The organism is Agreia sp. Leaf335, assembly GCF_001423605.1.
Taxonomy (GTDB): Bacteria; Actinomycetota; Actinomycetes; order Actinomycetales; family Microbacteriaceae; genus Agreia.
This window is the reverse complement of the sequence record NZ_LMOQ01000002.1, coordinates 1-23,141: the sequence shown is the minus strand read 5'-3', so window position 1 is coordinate 23,141 and position 23,141 is coordinate 1. Positions and strand designations below refer to the sequence as shown.

Below are 23,141 nucleotides of genomic sequence, written 5' to 3'. Positions count from 1 at the left end.
AGTAGCGGCAGAGGAGGGCAATGAACCGGCGAGTACAGGCGATGGAAGCCTCGAAGGCGGCCATTATCGAGGCCGCGGGTCTACAGTTCGGCTCCTACGGCTACGAGGCGACGACCTTCTCTCGTGTAGCCGAGGCCATGGGAAAGCCGAAATCCGCCATCGGCTACCATCTGTTCCCTTCGAAACTCGCCCTTGCCACCGCTGTGATCGAACAGCAGCAGCACCGGTGGAGGAGCCTGTACGAACAGCTGCCTCAGCAGCCGGGTCTCGAGCGACTCACCGCATTCCTCTTGACGACGTCTCTCGACGCTCGCTCATGCCCCATTGCGGGAGGCGCGACCCGGCTGCTGCACGAGCTCCTGGAGGCGGGCATCGAGGTTCCACGAGACTTCGACTGGGCATCGACCGTGCGAGAGCAACTCGAGGTAGCCATTCGCGACTCCGGCGGCAACCCCGATGATCTGCCCGAACGAACGGTCGGTCTTTTGCTCAGTGCGACGTTCGGCCTTCTGGGCGGATCGCTGACCGTGAGCGCCGAGGAGTTCGAGATCCGGCTCAAGACGCTGTGGGCGCCGCTGTTCGAGTCCTGGGGAATCGCCGACGCGGCATTGCGGGTCGAGCGGGTGAGTGCGATCGACACCTCCCTGGTCGGCCACCCCGCGCCCGACACCGAAGAGCTCTAGAACCAGTCGGACTCCCGAACCTGCTTCATGGCCTCTCGCCGCGCCGGCTTGTCCAGCCGATCGAGGTAGAGCAGGCCGTCGAGGTGATCGGTCTCGTGCTGGAGCGCCTGCGCCATGACGCCCGTGCCCGACACCTCGATCTCATTGCCGTCGAGATCGATGCCCGTGGCCCGGGCGAACGGATGCCGGAGCGTGGGAAACCAGAGCCCGGGTACGGAGAGGCACCCTTCGTCGACGAGTTCGGGCTCACCCGACAACTCGACGATCGTCGGGTTGAGAATGTAGCCGATTCGGCCGTCGACGTTGTAGCTGAAGGCGCGCAGGTTGACGCCGATCTGCGATGCGGCGACTCCGGCGCGGCCCGGCAGGCGCACGCTGTCGAGTAGATCCTCGACGAGACCACGGATGCGATCGTCGATCTCGGTCACCGGATCGGACACGGTCTTCAGAACCGGGTCGCCGAAAAGGCGGATCTCACGAGCGCTCACGGGGCGACCACCACGACGAGCAGATCGCCCGCTTCGACCTGTTGCGTCACCGGTATGGCGACACGGCTCACACGCCCGGCAATGGGGGCCGTGATGGCAGCCTCCATCTTCATGGCCTCGATGGTCGCGACCGACTCTCCCGCCGCAACGATCGAGCCCTCGGACACTTTCAGCGTGACGACACCCGAGAACGGAGCAGCGACCTGCCCCGGCTTCGACAGGTCGGCCTTCTCAGCCGATGTGGTGTCGACGGTGATGCTGCGGTCTCGCACGAACACCGGGCGGAGCTGACCGTTGAGGATCGTCATGACGGTGCGCATGCCCTTGTCGTCGGCCGTTCCGATGGCTTCGAGCCCCACATAGAGCTTGACGCCCTTGTCGATCTCGACGACGTTCTCGACGCCCTCGCGCAGGCCGTAGAGATAGTCGACCGTGTCGACGACGGACAGGTCTCCGTACTGCTCGCGCACCTGCTCGAATGTCTTCGTCGGCCCCGCGAACAACAGCCTGTTCAGCGTCGATCTGATTGCCGCACTGTCGTCTCCCGCCAAGGTCGCGGCATCTGTCTGGTCGATCGGGGTGACCCCGATCTTGACCTCGCGGCCCTCCAAGACCTTGGTGCGGAACGGCTCCGGCCATCCGCCCGGCAGCTCGCCGAGCTCGCCCGCCATGAACCCGATGACCGAGTCGGGGATGTCGTAGTTCTGAGGATTCTCCTCGAAGTCCTTCGGATCGGCTTTGACAGCCGCGAGATGCAGAGCGAGGTCACCGACCACCTTCGACGACGGCGTCACCTTCGGCACCCGGCCGAGGATCTTGTTCGCGGCCGCATACAGGTCTTCGATGCGCTCGAAGTCGTCTGCGAGACCGAGCGCGATGGCCTGCTGGCGCAGATTCGACAGCTGCCCGCCCGGGATCTCATGGCTGTACACCCGGCCGGTGGGCCCGGCGAGGCCCGATTCGAACGGGCGGTACACGGTACGCACTGCCTCCCAGTACGGCTCGAGGTCGAGCACCGAGGGCAGCGAGATACCCGTGTCCCGATCGGTGTGCGCGAGGGCGGCGACAAGACTGGATGCCGACGGCTGGCTCGTCGTGCCGGCCATGGGGGCGCTCGCCACGTCGACGGCATCGGCACCCGCCCGGCTTGCCGCGAGGAGCGTCGCGAGCTGACCACCGGGGGTGTCGTGCGTGTGCACGTGCACGGGCAGATCGAAGTTGGCTCGGAATGCCGTGACCAGCTTCTCGGCCGCGGCCGGACGCAGTAGGCCGGCCATGTCCTTGATCGCGAGCACATGCGCGCCGGCGGTGACGATCTGCTCCGCGAGCCTCAGATAGTAGTCGAGCGTGTAGAGATCTTCGGCCGGGTCGAGCAGGTCTCCGGTGTAGCAGACCGCTACCTCGGCGAGGGAATGACCTGTTTCGAGCACCGAGTCGATGGCGGGACGCATCTGGCCGACATCGTTGAGCGCGTCGAAGATGCGGAAGATGTCGACGCCCGTCTTCGCCGCCTCGCGCACGAACGCATCGGTCACCTCCGTCGGATAGGGGGTGTAGCCGACGGTATTGCGTCCTCTCAGCAGCATCTGCAGGGCGACGTTGGGAACCGCCTCTCTCAGCGAAGCGAGGCGCTCCCAGGGGTCCTCCCCCAGGAATCGGAGCGCGACGTCGTAGGTCGCGCCGCCCCAGGCCTCGACGGAGAGCAACTCGGGGGTCATACGAGCCACGTAGGGGGCGACGGCGAGCAGATCACGGGTGCGCACGCGGGTGGCGAGCAGCGACTGATGCGCGTCTCGGAACGTTGTCTCTGTCACGGCGAGGGCGGTCTGGGCGCGAAGGGCGCTCGCAAAACCCTGCGGGCCGAGCTCGAGGAGCCGCTGCCGCGAGCCGCTCGGCGCAGGAGCGTCGAGATCGATCGAGGGAAGCTTGTCGAGAGGGTTCACGCTCGACAGTCGGGGCCCGTTGGGCTGGTTGACCGTCACATCGGCGAGCCAGTTGAGGATCTTCGTTCCGCGGTCTTTCGAGACATGCCCTCGAAGCAGTTCGGGTCGCTCGTCGATGAAGGAGGTGCTCAGGTCGCCCGCCTCGAAGCTCGGATCCTCGAGCACGGCCTGCAGAAACGGAATGTTCGTGGCGACGCCTCGGATGCGGAACTCGGCAAGGGCTCGCTTCGAACGCCGCACAGCGGCCGAGAAGTCACGTCCGCGACAGGTGAGCTTCGCCAGCATCGAGTCGAAGTGGGGACTGATCTGTGCGCCCGGGTTGATGGTTCCGCCGTCGAGCCGGATACCGGCGCCACCCGGGGAGCGGTAGGTCGTGATCTTGCCCGTGTCGGGCCGGAACCCGGCAGTCGGGTCTTCTGTCGTGATGCGGCACTGCAGGGCGGCGCCGCGAAGCACGATGCTCTCTTGCGACAGGCCCATCTCGGCAAGGGTCGCCCCGGCAGCGATGAGCATCTGCGACTGCACCAGGTCGACGTCGGTGACCTCTTCGGTCACGGTGTGCTCGACCTGGATGCGCGGATTCATCTCGATGAAGACATGCTCGCCCGCGCGCTCCCCCACGGTGTCGACGAGGAACTCGACCGTTCCGGCGTTCACGTACCCGATCGATCGGGCGAACGCGATCGCGTCGCGGTGCAGCGCTTCGCGCAATTCGTCGCTGATGTTCGGCGCGGGGGCGATCTCGATGACCTTCTGATTGCGCCTTTGAACGGAGCAGTCCCTCTCGAAGAGGTGAAGGGTCTCCCCCGTCGAATCCGCGAGGATCTGCACCTCGATGTGCCGGGGGCGGAGGACGGCCTGCTCGAGGAACATGGTCGAGTCGCCGAACGCGCTGTCGGCCTCTCTCATCGCTGCTTCGAGCGCCTCTCTCAAGTCGCCTCTCGACTCGACCCTGCGCATGCCGCGTCCTCCGCCACCGGCGACCGCCTTGGCGAACAGAGGAAAGCCGATCTCGTCAGCGCCTTCCAGTAACACGTCGAGGTCGCGTGATGCCGGCGTGGATCGGAGTACGGGAACACCGGCTGCGATTGCGTGGTCTTTCGCCGTGACCTTGTTTCCGGCCATCTCGAGCACGTGGGAGCCAGGCCCGATGAACGTGATGCCCGCGGAACGAGCAGCCTCGGCGAGATCCGGGTTCTCTGACAGAAAGCCGTAGCCGGGGTAGATGGCGTCGGCGCCGCTCTCGACGGCGACGCGGATGATCTCGGCCACGTCGAGGTAAGCGCGCACCGGGTGACCGATCTCGCCGATCTGATACGCCTCGTCGGCCTTGAGCCGATGCATGCTGTTTCGGTCTTCGTAGGGGAAGACCGCGACGGTCTTAGCACCGAGTTCATACGCGGCGCGGAATGCCCTGATGGCGATCTCTCCACGGTTGGCGACGAGGATCTTGGAGAACATGGGGGCCTTTCACAAATACGCGCGCATACAGCGCACGGTTAGGTTGTCTCAGCCTAGTAAAGGTAACGTGGTGTCCGTGCATGTACTCAGCGTCAGCTCCCTCAAGGGAGGAGTGGGCAAGACCACGGTGACGCTCGGGCTCGCCTCGGCCGCTTTTGCAAAGGGCCTGCGTACCCTCGTCGTCGATCTTGACCCCCAGTCCGATGTCTCGACCGGCATGGACATCCGTGTCGCCGGTCACCTCAATGTGGCCGATGTTCTGGCCAGCCCGAAGGAGAAGGTCGTTCGCGCGGCCATCGCTCCGAGCGGCTGGACCAAGGATCGCGGTGGCAAGATCGATGTGTTGATCGGCAGCCCGTCTGCGCTCAACTTCGACGGGCCCCACCCGAGCATCCGAGACATCTGGAAGCTCGAAGAGGCCCTGGCCACCGTCGAGGCCGACTACGACCTCGTGCTCATCGACTGCGCGCCCTCGCTCAATGCCCTCACGCGAACCGCGTGGGCCGCGAGCGACCGTGTCAGCGTCGTCACCGAGCCCGGCCTCTTCTCCGTCGCCGCGGCAGACCGAGCGCTCCGAGCGATCGAAGAGATTCGTCGCGGCCTCAGTCCGCGCCTGCAGCCCCTCGGCATCATCGTCAACCGTGTGCGTTCGCAGTCGCTCGAGCACCAGTTCCGCATCAAGGAGCTGCGCGACATGTTCGGCCCCTTGGTTCTGAGTCCTCAACTGCCCGAGCGCACGTCGCTTCAGCAGGCGCAGGGAGCCGCTAAGCCTCTGCATGTCTGGCCTGGCGAGGGCGCCCAGGAGATGGCTCGCAACTTCGACCTCCTTCTGGAGCGCGTGATGCGCACAGGTCGACTCGGCGAATACGCCGAGGCCAAGACCTCCCGCGGTTAGAAGACGCTCCACCACGAACTAGCCCCACCGAAAACAAGCACCGACACAAACAAGCTCAGAGAACGGAAACCGTTCGCTGAGCTTGTGGTGTTTGTGGGGTCGGATCTAGGAGATCTTGCGGTTCGCCCGGCGAGCGGCGAGTTCATCCATCGGATCGGGAACGGTTGAATCGATCGAGACGAGCGTTGTCTCGACCTCTCGCAGGACCTTGCCGACAGCGATACCGAAGACGCCCTGGCCTCGACTGACCAGGTCGATGACCTCGTCGTTCGACGTGCAGAGGTAGACGCTTGCTCCGTCGCTCATCAGAGTCGTCTGGGCGAGGTCGTTGATGCCGGCCTCGCGGAGCTGCTCGATCGCCGTTCGGATCTGCTGAAGAGAGATGCCCGTGTCGAGCAGTCGCTTGACCAGCTTGAGTACGAGGATGTCGCGGAATCCGTAGAGACGCTGCGAGCCTGACCCGGCCGCGCCACGCACTGTGGGCTCGACCAGCGCAGTGCGAGCCCAATAGTCGAGCTGGCGGTAGGTGATGCCCGCTGCACGAGCGGCAACTGCACCGCGGTATCCGGAGTCGGCGTCGAGTTCGGCCATACCGTCGGTGAAGAGAAGGCCGTCGAAGCGAGCATCGTCGCTGCGCTTGGTGCCTGGTCCGGCACCGGTCCCGATGTTCTCGCTCAAGAAACGCGCCTCTTCCAGAAAAATTGTCGGCTGGTGAAAACCGTGTGTGTCTACTCAGTCCACGCTATCGAGGGGATCGACCGGCGGCAATGACATCCGCGTTTAAGAGTCGGCGTGTCGTGCAGAGACGAGCTGCAGTCAGTCTACGGCGCGCATCCGTCAGGGAACGAGTCGCCCCAGGGCAGATCTGATCAGACTTCCCCTGACGATTTCGAGCTGGCCGGCGATCTCGACGGCGAGCTCTGCCGCCCGCGCTCGACTCGAGGCATCGTTGCGTCTCGACACCGGCACGAGGGCGCTCTCGATGAGTCCGAGTTCACGCTCGGCCGCGACGCGGAAGCCGCGCAGGTGGCGCGGTTCGATGCCGCAGCGCTGCAGTTCGACGAGAGCTTTCAAGACGGCGAGGGTGTCGTCTCCGAAGGTCTCACCAGGAGTGATGACCGAGGCCGAGACGGCGTCCTGGAGCAGCATCGGGGTTGCTCCGGCATCACGGATCAGCTCGTCGCGACTCAGACGGCGTCCGCTCGGCAGCATGGATGGGCCGTGTTCAGCCGTCGAACCAGGAAGAACCGGACCTCGACCTGCGTCGACATCGTCGAGATAGGACTTGATGACGACGAGGGGCAGGTAGCGATCTCTCTGCATCGTGAGGATGAGTCGAAGCCGTTCGAGATCCTGCTGACAGAACTTGCGGTAGCCCGATTCGGTTCGAGCGGGCCGCACCAGACCCCGCTCTTCGAGAAAACGAAGCTTCGAGGGAGTGAGATCAGGAAATTCGGGCGTCAGCCGCGCCAGCACCTGGCCGATGCTGAGAAGCTGAGCCGATGCCGATCCGCGCGCCGATGCGGGTGTGGCCGCCATCTACTCGCCGGGAGCGGTGACGACGTCGAGTCGCGACGGGTAGAACGTGAGGCGGAACTTGCCGACCTGCACCTCGGCTCCGTCGCTGAGGAGCGCCCGGTCGACCCGCACGCCATCGAAATACGTTCCATTGAGCGAACCCAGGTCGGTCACCTCGAATGCATTCGCGCGGCGGGTGAACGACGCGTGCCGACGCGACACCGTGACGTCATCGAGGAAGATGTCCGCCTCAGGGTGACGCCCGGCGATCGTGCTGTCCGAGTCGAGGAGGAAGCGAGCGCCGTTGTTCGGCCCGCGGCGAACGATCAGCAGCGCTGAACCCGAGGGCAATGCAGCGATCGCCTCGAGTTCTTCTGCCGTGACTCCGCCCTCGAGGGCGGCCAGTTGGGCCGCGAACTCCGCCGTGAAGTGCAGGGTCGTGTCAGTCTCATTGCGTGCGCGGTTCGCGGACTCGTGTGCGTTCGTGTCATCAGCCAAGTTCGTGACCTCCTAGGGTGTCCAGCGTAGCCGATGCGAGTCTGCTCGCGAGCAGGGAATCCGCCGTATGACTGCACGAGTGGGCGCGTCGAACGACTGGATCGCCGGTCACGCGGGCGCGTCCGTTGGTCTCTCGAGAATGTCGGTCAACCATCGCGGGCCTCTCGTCTCGCAGCTCGACGATTCAACGCGACTTCGAAGACCCGCGTCGGCCGTCACGACCAGAACGGAATCACCGGAACCCCTGAGCGATGCAGCGACGTCGGCGATCAGATCGTCTCCCTCACCCTCGGCTCGGGCGACGACGAGTTCCGGCGCACGTACACCGTCGGCGAGAGCGCGCACCGAACTCCGGACGGGCGGATCGTGCGCCTCTCTCGCCCGTCCTTCGAGGACGGCGACGATCGACGGCCAGTAGGTATCGACGTCGAGACCGAGATACGCGCCCGGGATTCCCTCGTCGATCCGAACGGCCAGGGACTCGAGCAGGCTCGTGGCCGCCCCGGCCCGATCCTTCCACCAGCCGTCGGGACGCGAGCCGACCACATTGGCCGCGTCGACGACAACAGTGGTCGATTCCTTTACAAGGCTTTTGAGCACAGGCCAGCGGGCGGCGAAACCGGGGTGCAGGGGCAGCGCGTCGACCTCGTCGATCGGGACCCAGCGAAGCTCGATACTCTCGGCGTCGCCGATGACAGCCTCGAACGGGCGAGTGGCTCGAGCGCCGACGGTCGTGTAGTTCCACACCCCGAGATCGAGCACACTCGTGAATTCGAGCACGAGCGCCTCGGCCGGCACCCCGGCCTCCTCGGAGGCCTCCCGGAGGGCGCCGCGCACAGCCGACTCGCCCTCGTGGCGCGCTCCCCCGGGCAGACCCCAGGTTCCACCGTGATGACTCCACTCGACTCGGAGTTGCAGGAGAACACCCCGGTCGTCGTGCACGAGAAGACCTGCTGCGCCGAAGGTCCCCCAGAACTTCCGACCATCGGGGGCGGTGACCCACGCGTCTCCGCTTCCCTGGGGCCGACGACCCGCCGCGTCGAGCGGGTTCGTCGCCATCACAGCTTGGTGAAGCGCGGCACCGCTACGCCATCGACGATGGCCTCGCCAAGGAACATGTCGAGCGGCCGGACCCAGAGCGAACCGTCCGCCGATCGGTAGACGGCCAGCCTCTCTTCTGTCTCACTGTGCCGCGCATCGCCTACGACGTCGTAGTGGCCGCCTTTGTAGTGGATGTACGCACCGGGCTCGAGGGTATCCATGACCCGATTCTGCCTCATCTCGACGAGAAGCCACCGCCACCACCTGCCGGGAATATTCAGCGCGCCCGTAGGGTTTCGAATCGATGTAGATGCAAACGCATAGAAATGTCGGAGTGGAGATCATCATGAACAAGTCGATCGCAATCATCTCGGCGGGACTCAGCCAGCCCTCGTCGACCCGCCTGCTCGGCGACCGATTGGGCGAGGCGACCACACGGGCGCTGGCAGACGCCGGTTCGGACGCGAAGGTCACGGTGATCGAACTGCGCGACCTGGCGCACGAGATCACGAACACGATGCTCACCGGCTTCGCCTCGGGTGCGCTCGCCTCCGCCATCGAGACCATCGTCGAGGCCGATGCCGTCATCGCTGTGACTCCGATCTTCTCGTCGTCGTACAGCGGACTCTTCAAGTCGTTCTTCGACATCCTCGAGCCCCGCAGCCTGGCCGGCAAGCCCGTGCTCATCGCGGCGACCGGCGGCACGGCTCGACACTCGCTCGCCCTGGAGTATTCGGTCCGCCCGCTTTTCGCGTACTTGCAGTCCGTCGTCGTGCCCACGTCGGTCTTCGCCGCGTCTGAGGATTGGGGAAGCACCGGCGGCGCGCACGGGGATCTCGCCGTACGGATCACGAGGGCGGCCGGCGAACTGGCAGAGATCGTCGACGGACGCCCCGCGACGCGCCCCGTCGACGAACCCGTCATCCCCTTCGCGCAGCAGCTGGCGAACCTCGCCGTTTCGGTGTAGCTGTCGCTCAGGCCCGGCGGAACTGCACACTGATGCGAGGACCCACGGCCTTGGCCGACTTGAGAATCGCGTGCTCGTAGGTGCGCTGACAGCTGCCACCCATGACGATGAGATCACCGTGGCCAACCGGGAAGCGGGAGATCTCACCGCCGCCGACCGGACGCACGGACAGCACACGTTCGGCGCCGACAGAGAGTATCGCCACTCGGGTATCGCGCTGCACCGACCTGCCCACTCGATCACCGTGCCAGGCGACGCTGTCGTCGCCGGTTCGATAGAAGCACAGGCCCGCCGTCGCGAATCGCTCGGCATCGAGACGGGAGTAGTGCTCGTTCAGCACACGCATCGATTCGTCGAGCGTCGGGTGCGGCAGTCGATCCCGAGCACCGAACCAGCTCACGAGCCGCGGCACCTCGACGACCCTGTCGTACATCTCGCGGGTGTCGGCTCGCCACTCGACCGCGCTGACGAGATCTTCGAAGAGCGAGTCGGAGTTGGCGACCCACCCCGGCCTCACATCGATCCACGCACCCGATTCGAGCGAGATGCGGCGAACCTCGTCGCCCAGCGCACCCACGACAGGCGGGGCGCCCGGATCATCGAACAGTGAGGCCTGGTACGCGAGAGTCATATCTCGAGCATACGGATATTCGAACACATGTTCTAGTCGACCTTCACGGCGGTCCGGGTCTCGTAGAGTCGAGGCATGGAAGCAGGTTCGTCGATCCGCGTGGACAGCTGGATCTGGGCCGTTCGCCTGATCAAGTCACGCTCCCTCGCCACCGCGGCCTGCCGCGCCGGGCATGTGCGAGTGAACGGCGACAAGGTGAAGGCGGCACACGCGGTTCGCGTGGGCGACGAGGTCAGGCTCCGAACGCCCGACGCCGAGCGGATCGTCGTCGTCACGAGGATCCTCGCCAAGCGGGTGAGCGCCACCGTCGCCGCGGAGAGCATGACCGACAACACTCCCGCTCCGCCCGCGCGCGAGGACGTGCCCTTCGTGCCCATCCGCGATCGAGGAGCCGGACGACCGACCAAGCGCGAGCGACGAGATATAGAGAAGCTCCGGGGCCACTGACGCCGTCGAGGAGCTCCTCGGTTCCTGCCGAGCGTCAGACCAGCTGCACACCCTGCTGCAGTCGCGTTCGAACCTCGAAGACGTCACCGCGGCGCGCATCGCCGTTCGACACACCGGAACGCATCACGTCCGACAGCCGCGATCGCTCGATGGCGACCGTGCCCGCATTGCGGCCTCGCTCGATCGATTCCGCCGACGCGTCGGTGAGCGCACCGTCGGGAACGACGATCACCTGGCCATCGAATCGCACGCCGAGCGATCTACCGAGTTTGCGCGCCGACCGAACGAGATCACGGACCGGCTGTTCCCCGTCGTCGATCGCGTCGCCCGACAATTCTCCCCGATGAAGGCGCACGGATTCGCCCCAGTCCTCCGACATCACGGCGAAGAGACCGGCTGGTCCGAGGACGATGTGATCGAGCTTGTTGCCCGTGGGGGTCGCGACGTCGTTCCAGACGGTGAATCCCATTCCGAGGTCGGAGAGGGCGCGAGCCGTCTGCTCCTCCGCGAGCGCCTTGCCGAGGAGCCAGCGGATCTCGCGCGGTGCGCTTCGCACGAGAGCTGCGTCATAGGGATCCGCCAGATCCGCTCCACGCCCCGCCCACTCCCTGATGAGAGTGAGGAAACGCTCCCTGGCCTGTCCCCCGGGGTGCCCATACGAGCGCGCCTTCAAACTGGATGCGCTGGACGGTGCCGAGGCTCGGGCGGTCCAGGACGAGCCCGCAGGACGGGCGGAGCCACTACGGGCCGATGTCGCCGACGATCCCCGGTCGTAGGCCGAGCGAGAGGAAGGGTCGCCCAGCACCTCCCAGGCCGCCTGAACCGCGTGGAATCTCGCCGGAGACCCACCCGTATCGGGGTGCGTCTCGCGCAGACGCCGCCGGTAAGCGCGGCGCATCTCGTCGACGCTCGCCGCGGGTGTGATCCCCAGCACCTCGTAAGGAGTGGCCGAGGCCGGACTGTCAGACATGCCGCTCGTGAACCTTCCTGATCAGGGTGTGACTCACACCCCCCGAGCACGAGAATACCGGCCAATCCTGAGGCCGCGCCCCGTGGCGGCCCGCCCGGTACACGGTCGCTCCACGCCTGTCCACCCGTCGACTCGACCCGGCAGTTTCTGTGCACGATGGATACATGAGAGCACTCACCTGGCAAGGAAAACGAAACGTGCACGTCGAGACGGTCCCCGATCCGAAGATCGTGGACCCGACCGATGCGATCATCCGCATCACGTCGACAGCGATCTGCGGCTCCGATCTGCACCTCTACGAGTTGTTCGGGCCCTTCCTCGACCGCGGCGACATCCTCGGTCATGAACCCATGGGCATCGTCGAGGAGGTCGGGTCCGACGTGCGGAACATCGCCGTCGGGGATCGCGTCGTCGTGACCTTCAATATCGCCTGCGGCCACTGCTACATGTGTCGCCGCGGTCTGCAGTCGCAGTGCGAGACGACTCAGGTCCGAGACCAGGGATCCGGGGCGTCGCTGTTCGGTTACACGAAGTTGTACGGACAGGTACCGGGAGGGCAGGCGGAACTCCTGCGCGTTCCCCTGGCGGACTACAATGCCGTGAAGGTCTCGCCGGAAGGGCCGGACGACCGTTACCTGTTCCTGAGCGACATCCTGCCCACGGCCTGGCAGGGCGTGAAGTACGCGAATGTGCCGGATGGCGGCACCCTGGGTGTGCTCGGATTGGGGCCGGTCGGCCAGTTCGTCGCGCGCGTCGGCACCCACCTCGGTTATCGAGTGCTCGCCGTCGATCCCGTGCCCGAGCGGCGTGAGCTGGCCGCTCGCTACGGCGCCGAGGTCTGGGATCTCGACGACGACATCGTCGACGTCCTCCGCGATCAGACAGAGGGCCGCGGCCCTGACTCCGTCGTCGATGCCGTCGGCATGGAGGCGCACGGGTCGCCGGGTGCCGGATTCGCCCAGGCCGTGGTGGGCATCCTGCCTGACGCGCTCGCGAGGCCGGCGATGGACAAGGCGGGCATCGACAGGTTGGCCGCACTCCACACGGCACTCGACGTCGTGCGCCGAGGGGGAACGGTGTCGCTCAGTGGCGTCTACGGCGGAGAGGCCGATGTGATGCCGATGAAGTCGATGTTCGACAAGCAGGTCTCGCTGCGTATGGGGCAGTGCAACGTGCGCAGCTGGATCGACGATCTGCTCCCCCTCGTCGAAGACTCTCGGGATCCCCTGGGGGTGCTCGACCTGACCACCCACCGCGTGTCGCTCGAAGAAGCGCCGGCGATGTACGACGTGTTCCAGAAGAAGGAAGACGGATGCATCAAGGTGGTCCTCACGCCCTGACGCAGCCCTCTTGAGCAACGGGGACGTGCGGGACTACGTTACGCAGCATGACGAATAATCCGCTCGCCACCGTCGCCAAGGGCATCTGGTGGGCCGTACTTCTCCGCGGTATCTTCGCCGTGATCTTCGGCATCATCGCCATCGCTGCCCCGGGCGCCGCGCTGACAGGCATCGTGATCGTGTTCGCCGCCTACGCCATCGTCGATGGTGTGACGGCGGTCGCGCACGCCCTGCAGATGCGCGTTCCGGGCAGCGGATGGGGATGGCTGGTATTCCAGGGCGCCGTCTCGATCATCGCGGGGCTGGTGGCGCTTGTCGTGCCGGCTCTCGCCGGGCTCGTCGGCGGCCTGTTCGCCCTGTGGACGATCGTGATCTACGCGGTGGTGCACGGTGCCATCGGACTCCGATCCGCCGCAGGATTGCACCATGGTCGGGGCAGGACGATCGGAATCGTATCCGGTGTGCTGACCCTGGTGTTCGGCATCCTGCTCGCCATCGTCACTCTCGTGACCCCCGGCGCCACCGTGCTGAGCCTCGTCTGGATCGTCGGCGTCTACGCGATCATCTTCGGTGTGATGTTCATCGTCGTCGCGGTTCACCTGCGACGCGGCGCCGCCGGACTGATCGCCCCGCGAGACGGCGCTAGGACTTCATCCTGACTCCTAGTCGACCTCGGGCGGGCGGATCACGTCGATCCGGCCCGTGAAGAGGTTCGCTCTGTCCACGGCATCGGGATCGCCCGAGAAGAGACCACCCGTTCCCGGGTTCGGCTCGGGGTCGAGCGAGGGACGGCGCATGTCGGCGTCCTTCGTGTCCTGCACACGCACGCGGGGAAGCGAGACGGGGCTCTGCTCGTGCAACCAGGTCACGAGCTCCTCTCGCACGAAGCAGCGCAGGTCGAAGAGCGTGGGAGCGTCGACCGCGCTCACCAGGATGCGGATCCGCACGTAGCCTCCCACCGCATCCGTCACCTGGAGCACCTTCACCCGCTCGTCCCACAGCGGGGTGCGTGACAGGACCCGGTCGAGCTCTTCTCTCATGTGCTGCGGAGTGACCCGCCAATCGAGGTCGAACTCGACGGAGCCGAGGAGTTCGGAGTTGCGCCGCGTCCAGTTCTGGTAGGGCTTCGAGGTGAAGTACGTCGAGGGCAGAATCATGCGCCGGTCGTCCCAGATGTGGACGACGACGTAGGTGAGGGTGATCTCCTCCACTCGGCCCCACTCGCCTTCGACGATCACGACATCATCGACGCGGATCGCGTCGCTGAAGGCCAACTGCATTCCCGAGAACACATTGGAGAGACTCGACTGGACTGCGAGGCCCGCGATGATCGAGAGCAGTCCAGCAGACGCGAGAAGGCTGGCACCGAAGGTCTGGGCACCGGGGAACGAGAGGAGGACGGCGCCGAGAGCGACCACCACCACGACCACGATGCTGAGCCGCTTGAGAATGAGCACCTGCGTGCGCACCCGCCGAGCGACACGGTTGTCGGGAGTGTCGATGCGATAGCGCGCGAGCCCGAGATTCTCGAGGAACACGATGATCGCGCCGACCAGCCACGCGACGGTGACGATGGTGAGGATCCGCATCATAAGTCCGAGGGCGGAGGCGAGCTGTTGATCTGTCACGGTGATCGCCAACGACGCCCAGACGAAGCCCACGACGAGGGCAGCCCTGAACGGCCTCCGTGCGGTGTCGATCAATTGGCCCGCCCACGGCCGGTGGCGAGCGGTGACTCGGAACACGATCGCGGTGACGACGACGATGACGACGGCGGCCGCCACGGCGATGAGCGCACCGAGGATGCTTCGCACGACCTCAGACTGCAGGATATCGGTGAGCATCGTGTTCCCCTTTTGATGGTGCGACCGGGATGTGGCTGATCGGGCCGAATGACCTCATCCATGCTCGCAAGCCGGGTCGTGCAGGCCAAATCCTCCGCGGTGCGCGCGATCGTTACTCTTGAATTCTCCCCGCTTGTCCAATGCCCGAGAAAGGCCGCGCTTCGTCATGTTCGATCTGCTCGACTTCTTCCAGGCCACGGCCTTCTCCATCTTCGGCGAGGACGTGACCGTCATCGAGGTGATCGGATTCGTCACGGGGGCACTCTGTGTGTGGGCCGTCACGCGTCAATTCGTGTGGAACTGGCCGGTCGGTATCGCGAACAACGTCGCGTTTCTGATCCTGTTCGTGGGCGCCGGCCTCTACGCCGATGCCGTTCTGCAGGTGATCTTCGCTGCGATCGCCGTGTACGGGTGGGTTCTCTGGACACGCCGGACGTCGAGCACGTCCCGGACGGTCGTCGAGATACGTCGAGCCACGCGGGGCGAGCGGTACTGGGGGCTCGGAGGCACGGTTGCGCTCACCGCAGCCGCGGCGCTGCTCCTGGGTGCAGCGACGGATTCGAACGTACCCCTGCCTGACGCCTTCGTCTTGGCGGCTTCTCTCTTGGCGACGTGGGGGCAGGCCCGGAAGATCATCGAACAGTGGTGGGTCTGGATCGTCGTCGATGCGGTGTCGATTCCCCTCTACGCCTCGAAAGGCCTCTGGCTCACCGCGATCTTGTACACCGGTTTCCTCGCGCTGTGCATCGACGGCCTCCGTCGATGGAGGATCGAGTTGCGGCGAGGTTCAGCAGAGCGCGGCTCGAGCGGTGTCGCCGATCGTCGGGTGTCGGCCACGTGACGACGCGCACCGGCCTGATCATCGGCAAGTTCTACCCCCCTCACCTCGGGCACCTGGCCCTGATCGAGCGCGCCGCAAGAGAATCCGACCGGCTGGTGGTGCTGGTGATGGCGACGCAGATCGAGACCATCCCGCTCCAGCGCCGCGTGGCCTGGCTGACCGACGCGACGAGGCACCTGACGAGTGTGACGATTCTCGGCGTGCTCGACGACGCGCCCGTGCACTACGAGAGCGAGATCGCCTGGGTCGCCCATCAGGAGGTCACCATCGCTGCTCTTCGCAACGCCGGGATCGATGCGATCGATGTGGTCTTCAGCTCGGAGAACTACGGACGAGAGTTGGCGACCCGGCTGTCGGCTGAGCATGTGCTCGACGACCCAGAACGACGTCGCGTTCCGATGAGCGGAACCGCGGCGAGAGAGAACCTCGCCGAACGCTGGACTCAGATCGTCGAACCGGCACGTCTCGAGCTCGCGACTCGCATCGTCGTCATCGGCGCCGAGTCGACCGGCACCACGACCCTCGCTGAGGCGCTACGACGCCACTACCGCACTCGGCCGGGCTTCGAGCGAATCGCCGACGTCGACGAGTACGGTCGGCGCTTCACCTATGAGCTGCACGCCCGCGCCAGGGCGGAGGCCCGGGCGACCGGTGAGCCGGTTCCGGCAGTCGACGACCTCGTCTGGCTGCCCGAGCACTTCGCGCACATCGCCCGGGAGCAGACGCGTATGGAGCACGCGGCCGCCGTCGACTGTGCCCTCGTGATCGCCGATACCGATGCTTTCGCCACGTCGTTATGGGAGCGCCGCTATGTCGGCGCGCACAGCCATGCGGCGCTCGACGCGGCGACGACGGATCTCCCCCGTCGCGATCTCTATCTCGTGACCGATCATGTCGACGTGCCGTTCGATCAGGACGGCTGGAGAGACGGCGAGCACATACGCCCCGAGATGACCCGATGGATCATCGACGGTCTGACCGCCCGCGGTCTCCCCTGGGTCCTTCTCCGAGGCGCCCACCAGGTTCGCCTCGATTACTCGGTCGAAGTCGTCGATGCGCTCCTCGCTCGCAATTCGACCTTCACCTCTCCCGCGTGGGCCGATGCGACCAGCCTCGCCCACGACGAAGCCTGATGATCCCCCATTCACAGTCTTCATCCAGCCCGCTCATGACAGGTTGTAGCTACAACCGAAGAATCCGACCGAATCGAGAGACGTGACCCCGCCGCCCGAAGACGCCCGAGCATCCGACCGCCCTCAGAAGTTGACGGTGAAGCAGGAGCGCGCCGCGGATCGTGACGCCAAGCTCGCGGCATTCCGCCAGGCGCAGGCTCGACAGAAACGCAATCGCGTGATCGGCATCGTCACGGGATCCGTGGCAGCCGTCGCGGTCATCGGACTCCTGATCGGATTCGTCGTCACCTCGGCGACTCCTAAGCCCGATCCGTCGAATATCGCCATCGAAGGCTTGCAGACCTACCCGGGGCTCACAGCGAACCACGTCACGACGCCTGTCGACTACCCCCAGAATCCCCCGGTCGGCGGCGACCACGCTGCCGCCTGGCTGAACTGCGGCGTCTACGCTGAGCCCGTGCCGAACGAGAACGCCGTGCACGCGCTCGAACACGGTGCCGTCTGGCTCGCGTACGACCCCGCGCAGCTCGACGCCGAGGGTGTCGACGCTCTCCGCTCCGAGCTGCCCGATTCCTACATCGTGGTATCCCCCGTCGAGGGACTCGATTCTCCCATCGTCGCCAGCGCGTGGGGCGCCCAGGTCGCCCTCGACAATCCCTCGGATGTGCGCCTCGGATCGTTCCTCGACAGATTCTGGCGTTCGAACGACGCTCCGGAACCCGGAGCCGCCTGCACGGGCGGCATCAACGCGCCGGGCCGCGTGGCGTGACCGCCATGGAGCGCGCGAGCGGGAATGGTCGTTGGCGCCTCATCGCAGCTGGCGCCATCGCGGGCGCGCTCGTTCTCACGGTAGGTCTGGCCGGGGGCTGGATGCTCGCCGCTCGGGGCGCCGACCCGACCTCGTCGAGTGTCGAGGCCGGTTTCGCTCGTGACATGCAGACGCATCACGATCAAGCCGTCGAGATGGCTCTCATCATTCGGGATCGCACCGATGACCCCGACATCCGAAGCTTGGCATACGACATCGCGACCAGCCAGGCTCAGCAGTCGGGTCAGATGTACGCATGGCTGAACGATTGGGGCGTTCCCCAGGCCCGTCCCGGCGAGATCATGGAGTGGATGTCTGCTCCGACGCTGGCAGGTGGTGCCGGACAGGGCCACGACCATGGAACACCGGCCACGACCGATTCCGTCTCGTCCGAGCAGACCTCCTCCTCATCCGTCGCCATGCCGGGCATGGCGAGCGAATCCGATCTCGAGCGGCTGCGCGCAGCGAACGGGGGCGAGGCCGAGTCGCTCTTTCTGAGCCTGATGATCGCTCATCATCGTGGTGGTGTCGACATGGCCGACGCGGTCCTCGAGCGAAGCACGCATCCGCTCGTCACGACGCTCGCCCGCGCGATCGTGTTCGCTCAGTCCGGCGAGATCGAGTACATGAAGAGTCTTCTCACGACCCGCTCATCGTGATCTCGGCGGACGCCGACGGTCACTCCGCGGTTCGCTGAGCCCAGGCGGCGGCGATCTCGCCGAGGTGCCGGGATGCTTCGCTCAGCACATCGGGTCGCGCCGAGTACCGTAGTTCACGGCCGACCCGCTTCGACGACACCAATCCGGCGGCGTCGAGGGCGGCGAGGTGCTTGGCGATGGCCTGCCGGCTGACCGGAACCGATTCGGCGAGGGCCGACGCCGAGAGTTCGGCGCCCGCCACTCTGCCGAGAATCTGCCATCTCGTGGCCTCGCCGAGTGCCGAGCAGACCTGCCTCAGATGTTCGAGATCGTGGGCCATGAAGCACTCCTTCGACGAGATCGACAGTGGGTGTCGCCAGTCTAGGGCAACCCTGGGGTTGCGACGGAGAGCGTCAGTACCAGTTCACCGACTGCGAGTGCGACCAGGCAGCGCAGGGCGTTCCGTAGCCGCGCTTGATGTAGTCCAGTCCCCAGCTCACCTGCGTAGCCGCGTTCGTCTCCCAGTCGGAGCCGGCCGAGGCCATCTTGCTTCCCGGAAGAGCCTGAGGGATTCCTGCCGCTCCGCTCGAGGCATTCTCGGCCTGGTAGTTCCAGCCGGATTCCTTCGTCCAGAGCGAGACCAGGCACGAGAACTGGTCGTCGCCCCAGCCGTACTTCGAGGCGGCGAGGGACTGGGCGGTCGCCTTCGCACCCGCCACGGTGTTGCCCGCGGCCAGAGCCTCGGCGGCAGCGGCCTCCGCTGCGGCAGCCGCCTCGGCGGCAGCCTGGTCGGCCTGACTGGCGGCCGCCTGCACGTTCGCCTTCGCCTCAGAGGCCTGTTTCATCAGCGACAAGACCGTGTCCCTGTCGAGGGTCTGATACGACGCCAGCGACGCCACCGTGGTCGACAGCGGGGTCGTGTCGACCTTGTTCTGAACGGATGCGATCACCTGGTTCGCGTCGTCGATGGTCGCCTTGGCCTTCTGGTCGGTCTGCGCCTTGGCGATGGTCGCGTAGACGCCCAACTGCTCGTGCTGCAGGCCGGTGCCGCTCGACAGCTGCGCTGTCGCCGCGGCGCGTTCGGCCGATGCGGAGTTGGACTGGACGATGAGACCTGTGCCGACGAGCGAGCCTGCGACGGCCACGATGGCGGTCGCGGCGAGGTACCGCTTGCGGGTGGTCTGCCGGCGGTTCTTCGCCAGCTCACGTCGAGTAGACGCAGTTCGGGTGGAAACGGATTGTGGAGCCTGGTGCATGTCGTCCAATGGATCTACGACCGGCACGCCGAAAACGAGCGCGCTCGTGGCAGGTGCTCGCGTTGCCCCGTGGTTCTCTGTCTGTCCGGAGGGGACGAGGCCATCATCGCAACCGGGTAAGCGGGGGCGTGGCCTCGTGGCGTGACGATCGGTGTCGGGTGCGCCCGCGGCCTGATCCTGCGCGCGGGCGAAGCCGACAGTATGCGAAGCCACCCTGAGATTTCTCGGTTAAACCTCTGTGCAAGACGTGCATGGCGTTTCTCGAGCGACCTGTTCTCGGGAGCGCGGACGTGGCATTCTGAGTGTGCAGACGAAGGAGATCATCGATGTCACAGAACGAATCCGCGGCTCGCCCCGGCGCCGACAAAGAGTATCCGGACGCCGCCGGCTACCCCGACGGAACGGGAACGCTCGACGAGGGCACTGCAGGCACACCGGGCGCCGACCGTGCGGCGGATGCAGAGGCAGCCGAACTCGAGGACTTCGCTCTCGCAGACGAAGAAGACGTCGAGAACTGACTTACGTGCCCGACGGTCGGGCTTCGTGCCCGCGTCGACCGTGAGTGCGCCTGTCCTCCTTCATCTCGGCTTCGAAGAGATGGCGGCGTCCATCGGCGAGCAGCGCTCGAGCAGATGCCTCCGCCTGACGGAAGGCGGAGTAGTACCCGTCGTCGTAGTCTTCGACGATCTGGAACGTCCACCGGCCCTTGATGACGTTTCGACCGACGAGCTCCTCGTTCAGCTCTGAGGCGATCTCGTCGTGCCCTGCTGCACGGAGAAGGTCGACGGCCTCACCCAAGGCCAGATCGGCCGCTCCGGTCAGACGGTGAAAGGCGTACAGCTGGCCTCGTGCGTGCTCGACGGTCTCGAGTGCCTCCGACAGCTTGCCCAGGGCCTCGACCGTGGCGTCGTCTACCCCGTCGGGTCGTCGGTGACTGTTGTCGGGCGTATCGTCGTTCGTCATTCCTCCATGCTAGGGACGCCGTCTCGCCCTACATGGGGCTTGCCCTCCATCCCGGCAAGGGGTTGGCTGCGCGTCGACGGCGGAGAAGGATAGTTGCTATGGCACATCCTCCCGCTCCCTCGCCCATGCTCGCGAAGGCCGTCACCTCTCTTCCCGACCCGGCCAGCGTCGTCGGCGGTCTCGGCTACGAGCCCAAGTGGGACGGGTTCCGCGGAATCGTGTCGTTCGACGGAGAGTCCGTCGAGATCTCCAGCCGCGGAACCAAGTCCCTCACCCGATATTTCCCGGAACTCGTCGAGGCGTTCCGCTCTCAGCTCACGGCGCCCTGTGTCATCGATGGAGAGATCGTCGTGCGTCGAGGTTCCGCCGGGGCGGAACGGCTCGACTGGGATGCGCTCTCGCAACGGATCCACCCGGCCGCGAGCCGCATCCGGAGCCTCGCAGAGGAGACACCGGCGAGCTTCATCGCCTTCGATCTGATCGACCGCGACAGAGAATCGCTGCTCGAGACATCTTTCGCCGATCGTCGAGGCTCACTCGAGCAGCTGCTCAGTACGGCCGTCGCGCCCCTTCACCTCACCCAACTCACGCTCTCTGTCGAGGTCGCCCGGCGCTGGCTCGTCGACTTCGAGGGGGCCGGGCTCGACGGTGTCGTGGCCAAGCCCTTGTCGGCCGCGTATGCCCCAGGCAAGCGCGTCATGCTCAAGGTGAAGCATCACCGCACGGCCGATGTGGTCGTACTGGGCTATCGCGTGCACGCGAGCGGCGAGGGCGTGGGCTCCCTTCTCCTCGGGCTCTACGACCACACGGGCGAGCTACGGAGCGTCGGTGGCGCATCGGCCTTCACCGCCGCCCGACGCCTCGAGCTCGTCGCCGAGCTCGACCATGCCGTCATGCGGGGCGCCGATGGCGCGTTTCTAAGGGGCGAAGGCGAACGCAGCCGGTTCTCGTCGGGCAAAGACGCGTCCTTCATGCGGCTTGAGCCCACGATGGTGGCGGAGGTGCGTTACGACCAGATGGAAGGCTCTCGATTCCGTCACACGGTGCAGTTCGACCGCTGGCGCCCCGATCGGGACGCCAGCTCGTGCACCTTCGACCAGCTCGAGACGCCCGTGGCCTACGACCTCGGAGACGTCCTCTCGTAGCGGCGGCCCGCACGGACGGTGACGATCGTCGCGCCGAGGAGCAGGGTGAGGGCTGACGCGATCACCAGCGGAACGGTTTCGCTCGATCCCGTGGCGGCGAGCGCCGGCTGGGGTTTCGGAGCGGGCGCAGGTGCAGTCGGCGGGCCGGGCGTCTCATCGACGGGCGCGGCGACACCGTTGATCAGAACGGTGTCATTCGCGAGCGATGCCGTGGCGAAGGCGATCGCGCGCGACATGATCCCCAACGCCTCCTGGTTGATGTTGGCGAGGTCATCACCGGCCTGGTGATAATTCTGATCGTGGGTCTCGCCGGCGATGCCACCGAACAGAGCCACCTCTTCGTCGGTCTTCACGTCGTCGGCACCGGTGAACAGGCCCGACGCGGGAATGTCGTTGTCGATGAAGGCCTGGTAGTCGCTTCTGCCGTCGAACGACGTTCCGACGAACGGCTGGCCGATAGACGTGAAGTAGTTCTCGAAGACGTCCTCGGTCTCGGCGGACCCTTCCGGGATCTCCACGTCGGCAGGCACGCTCGATTCATCGGCGTCATAGGTTCCGATGATGTAGTTGGGCGAACCGACCATGTCGAAGTTGAGGTAGGTCGCGATTCGGCCGAGCGCATCAGGGTCGTTCACGGCGAGGTCGTCCACGTAGTGAGTCGATCCGACGAGCCCGAGTTCTTCAGCGCCCCACCAGGCGAAGCGCACCATGTTGTTGAGCTCTCCCTGCTTCGCGAGCTGCACGGCGACCTCGAGGAGTGTGGCCGAGCCGCTTCCGTTGTCGTTGATTCCCGGCCCCTCCGGAACACTGTCGAGGTGGGCGCCGAGCATCACGACGTTGTCGGGGCGCCCCGTGCCGGTCTCGGCGATGACGTTGAAGGTGGAGACGGTCTCCACGGTCTGCTCGAGCGCCACGGAGATGGGGACGGGCCCTTCTCCGATTGCGGCGAGGAGCGCGGCTCCTCTGTCTGCCTCGATGCCGAAGGTCGGCACGGTACCCGCGGTCACCTCACCGAACGTGCCGTTCAGCGGTCCCGGTTCCGAGTTGTAGATGAGGACGGCCCGCGCGCCTGCCGCGGCGGCCACGAGAGACTTCTCGGTGAACGAGCAGACTCCCCGGCTCACCACGGCGATCCGGTCCGTAGCCGAGACGCCCGCCCACTCGTCGGCGGTGCAGCCCGTACTCACGGTGGGCGCGACCGCATCGAAGGTGATCGACGGGGTGCCCGGTGTGTAGGTCATGGGGATCGCCTGTTCTGCGGTCAGCGTCTCGCCGTCGACCGCGACCGACTGCGACACGATGGTCTGCGTCGTGACATCGAAGACCTGTCTCGTCGTGACGTAGCCCGCTTCTTGGAGAACACTCTCCACGTACTGGCCGCTGGCCTCATAACCAGGGCTGCCGGCGGCCCTGTTGCCGCCGTTGCCGGGCGCGTCGGCGATGCTCTGCAGAGCACCGAGGCGCTCCATGATCGCCTCGACGGTGACCGTGTCGGCGAACTCGAGCGGCGGGGCGGCCCACGCCCCCGAGGAGCCGCCCCACACCATCGCGCCGGTGAGCGCTGTAGCGGCGACTCCGGCAAGGGCGGAGCGCGAAAATGTACGTCGTTGTGTCATCGGAAAATCCCCCCC

At 66.0% G+C, this 23,141-nt stretch carries 26 protein-coding genes; 12 read left to right on the top strand and 14 right to left on the bottom strand.

The window, feature by feature from the left end:
- The first annotated feature begins 20 nt into the window (after positions 1–20).
- Positions 21–683 (top strand): TetR family transcriptional regulator, encoded by a 663-nt coding sequence (locus ASF79_RS06145; protein WP_082466314.1) that lies wholly within the window; start codon positions 21–23, stop codon positions 681–683.
- Here the strand turns inward: ASF79_RS06145 and def are convergent.
- A complete protein-coding gene (def, locus tag ASF79_RS06140) occupies positions 680–1,171 on the bottom strand; it encodes a peptide deformylase (protein ID WP_055781683.1) in 492 nt (163 codons plus the stop codon). The genes ASF79_RS06145 and def overlap by 4 nt on opposite strands.
- Positions 1,168–4,575 carry a pyruvate carboxylase gene (locus ASF79_RS06135; RefSeq protein WP_055853240.1) on the bottom strand — a complete coding sequence of 1,136 codons (3,408 nt, stop codon included), beginning with the start codon at positions 4,573–4,575 and terminating at the stop codon, positions 1,168–1,170. The genes def and ASF79_RS06135 overlap by 4 nt, the downstream gene beginning before the upstream one ends.
- Before the next feature lie 76 nt (positions 4,576–4,651).
- Between ASF79_RS06135 and ASF79_RS06130 the strand changes: the two genes are divergently transcribed.
- Positions 4,652–5,470, top strand: a complete 819-nt coding sequence (locus ASF79_RS06130; RefSeq protein WP_055782104.1) for a ParA family protein — start codon at positions 4,652–4,654, stop codon at positions 5,468–5,470.
- Between the two features lie 105 nt (positions 5,471–5,575).
- On the opposite strand, the gene ASF79_RS06125 is transcribed toward ASF79_RS06130, so the two are convergent.
- The 5 genes from ASF79_RS06125 to ASF79_RS06105 all read right to left on the bottom strand — a co-directional run bounded on the left by ASF79_RS06125 (position 5,576) and on the right by ASF79_RS06105 (position 8,748).
- Positions 5,576–6,061, bottom strand: coding sequence for a MerR family transcriptional regulator (locus ASF79_RS06125; protein ID WP_055782105.1), 486 nt, complete (start codon positions 6,059–6,061; stop codon positions 5,576–5,578).
- Positions 6,062–6,307: 246 nt separating this feature from the next.
- Positions 6,308–7,009 carry a transcriptional regulator FtsR gene (ftsR, locus tag ASF79_RS06120; protein WP_055781687.1) on the bottom strand — a complete coding sequence of 234 codons (702 nt, stop codon included), beginning with the start codon at positions 7,007–7,009 and terminating at the stop codon, positions 6,308–6,310.
- Positions 7,010–7,486: an FHA domain-containing protein gene (locus tag ASF79_RS06115; protein WP_055781690.1), complete on the bottom strand. Its 477-nt coding sequence runs from the start codon at positions 7,484–7,486 to the stop codon at positions 7,010–7,012.
- 108 nt (positions 7,487–7,594) lie between these two features.
- The gene (locus ASF79_RS06110; RefSeq protein ID WP_055853238.1) at positions 7,595–8,545 is read right to left on the bottom strand and encodes an NUDIX domain-containing protein; all 951 of its coding nucleotides are present in this window, start codon (positions 8,543–8,545) and stop codon (positions 7,595–7,597) included.
- Entirely contained in the window at positions 8,545–8,748 is a 204-nt protein-coding gene (locus ASF79_RS06105) for a DUF1653 domain-containing protein (RefSeq protein WP_200933549.1), read from the bottom strand. Before ASF79_RS06105 ends, ASF79_RS06110 begins: the two co-directional genes overlap by 1 nt.
- Positions 8,749–8,870: 122 nt before the next feature.
- Between ASF79_RS06105 and ASF79_RS06100 the strand changes: the two genes are divergently transcribed.
- Positions 8,871–9,494 carry an FMN reductase gene (locus ASF79_RS06100; protein WP_442853860.1) on the top strand — a complete coding sequence of 208 codons (624 nt, stop codon included), beginning with the start codon at positions 8,871–8,873 and terminating at the stop codon, positions 9,492–9,494.
- Between the two features lie 7 nt (positions 9,495–9,501).
- On the opposite strand, the gene ASF79_RS06095 is transcribed toward ASF79_RS06100, so the two are convergent.
- Positions 9,502–10,125 carry an alpha-ketoglutarate-dependent dioxygenase AlkB gene (locus ASF79_RS06095; protein ID WP_055781698.1) on the bottom strand — a complete coding sequence of 208 codons (624 nt, stop codon included), beginning with the start codon at positions 10,123–10,125 and terminating at the stop codon, positions 9,502–9,504.
- Positions 10,126–10,200: 75 nt separating this feature from the next.
- Between ASF79_RS06095 and ASF79_RS06090 the strand changes: the two genes are divergently transcribed.
- Positions 10,201–10,572 (top strand): RNA-binding S4 domain-containing protein, encoded by a 372-nt coding sequence (locus tag ASF79_RS06090; RefSeq protein ID WP_055853234.1) that lies wholly within the window; start codon positions 10,201–10,203, stop codon positions 10,570–10,572.
- 34 nt (positions 10,573–10,606) lie between these two features.
- Here ASF79_RS06090 and ASF79_RS06085 read toward each other — a convergent pair whose 3' ends face one another.
- Positions 10,607–11,542, bottom strand: coding sequence for a DnaJ domain-containing protein (locus tag ASF79_RS06085; RefSeq protein ID WP_055853232.1), 936 nt, complete (start codon positions 11,540–11,542; stop codon positions 10,607–10,609).
- Positions 11,543–11,706: 164 nt separating this feature from the next.
- Between ASF79_RS06085 and ASF79_RS06080 the strand changes: the two genes are divergently transcribed.
- Positions 11,707–12,882: an alcohol dehydrogenase catalytic domain-containing protein gene (locus ASF79_RS06080; protein WP_055853231.1), complete on the top strand. Its 1,176-nt coding sequence runs from the start codon at positions 11,707–11,709 to the stop codon at positions 12,880–12,882.
- Positions 12,883–12,929: 47 nt separating this feature from the next.
- On the top strand, positions 12,930–13,541 hold the full coding sequence (locus ASF79_RS06075; protein WP_055781705.1) for an HdeD family acid-resistance protein: 612 nt from the start codon (positions 12,930–12,932) through the stop codon (positions 13,539–13,541).
- Between the two features lie 3 nt (positions 13,542–13,544).
- On the opposite strand, the gene ASF79_RS06070 is transcribed toward ASF79_RS06075, so the two are convergent.
- Positions 13,545–14,726 (bottom strand): mechanosensitive ion channel family protein, encoded by a 1,182-nt coding sequence (locus tag ASF79_RS06070; RefSeq protein ID WP_055853229.1) that lies wholly within the window; start codon positions 14,724–14,726, stop codon positions 13,545–13,547.
- A 166-nt stretch (positions 14,727–14,892) separates the two neighbouring features.
- Between ASF79_RS06070 and pnuC the strand changes: the two genes are divergently transcribed.
- The 4 genes from pnuC to ASF79_RS06050 all read left to right on the top strand — a co-directional run bounded on the left by pnuC (position 14,893) and on the right by ASF79_RS06050 (position 18,167).
- A complete protein-coding gene (gene pnuC / locus ASF79_RS06065) occupies positions 14,893–15,567 on the top strand; it encodes a nicotinamide riboside transporter PnuC (RefSeq protein ID WP_055853226.1) in 675 nt (224 codons plus the stop codon).
- Entirely contained in the window at positions 15,564–16,700 is a 1,137-nt protein-coding gene (locus ASF79_RS06060) for an AAA family ATPase (protein WP_055853225.1), read from the top strand. Before pnuC ends, ASF79_RS06060 begins: the two co-directional genes overlap by 4 nt.
- 82 nt (positions 16,701–16,782) lie before the next feature.
- Positions 16,783–17,469, top strand: coding sequence for a DUF3105 domain-containing protein (locus ASF79_RS06055; RefSeq protein WP_082495735.1), 687 nt, complete (start codon positions 16,783–16,785; stop codon positions 17,467–17,469).
- A gap of 5 nt (positions 17,470–17,474) precedes the next feature.
- Positions 17,475–18,167, top strand: coding sequence for a DUF305 domain-containing protein (locus tag ASF79_RS06050; protein WP_055853223.1), 693 nt, complete (start codon positions 17,475–17,477; stop codon positions 18,165–18,167).
- A 19-nt stretch (positions 18,168–18,186) separates the two neighbouring features.
- Here ASF79_RS06050 and ASF79_RS06045 read toward each other — a convergent pair whose 3' ends face one another.
- Positions 18,187–18,486 (bottom strand): ArsR/SmtB family transcription factor, encoded by a 300-nt coding sequence (locus ASF79_RS06045; RefSeq protein WP_055853221.1) that lies wholly within the window; start codon positions 18,484–18,486, stop codon positions 18,187–18,189.
- 73 nt (positions 18,487–18,559) lie between these two features.
- Positions 18,560–19,402, bottom strand: a complete 843-nt coding sequence (locus ASF79_RS17035; RefSeq protein WP_082466379.1) for a hypothetical protein — start codon at positions 19,400–19,402, stop codon at positions 18,560–18,562.
- A 326-nt stretch (positions 19,403–19,728) separates the two neighbouring features.
- On the opposite strand from ASF79_RS17035, the gene ASF79_RS06035 reads away from it, so the two are divergent.
- Complete coding sequence (locus tag ASF79_RS06035) at positions 19,729–19,920, top strand: hypothetical protein (RefSeq protein WP_055853219.1); 192 nt, start codon at positions 19,729–19,731, stop codon at positions 19,918–19,920.
- A 1-nt stretch (position 19,921) separates the two neighbouring features.
- Here ASF79_RS06035 and ASF79_RS06030 read toward each other — a convergent pair whose 3' ends face one another.
- A complete protein-coding gene (locus ASF79_RS06030) occupies positions 19,922–20,365 on the bottom strand; it encodes a hypothetical protein (RefSeq protein ID WP_055853217.1) in 444 nt (147 codons plus the stop codon).
- A 98-nt stretch (positions 20,366–20,463) separates the two neighbouring features.
- Between ASF79_RS06030 and ASF79_RS06025 the strand changes: the two genes are divergently transcribed.
- Positions 20,464–21,510, top strand: a complete 1,047-nt coding sequence (locus ASF79_RS06025; protein ID WP_055853214.1) for an ATP-dependent DNA ligase — start codon at positions 20,464–20,466, stop codon at positions 21,508–21,510.
- On the opposite strand, the gene ASF79_RS06020 is transcribed toward ASF79_RS06025, so the two are convergent.
- Positions 21,483–23,126 (bottom strand): M28 family peptidase, encoded by a 1,644-nt coding sequence (locus tag ASF79_RS06020; RefSeq protein ID WP_082495734.1) that lies wholly within the window; start codon positions 23,124–23,126, stop codon positions 21,483–21,485. The genes ASF79_RS06025 and ASF79_RS06020 overlap by 28 nt on opposite strands.
- Positions 23,127–23,141: the final 15 nt, after the last annotated feature.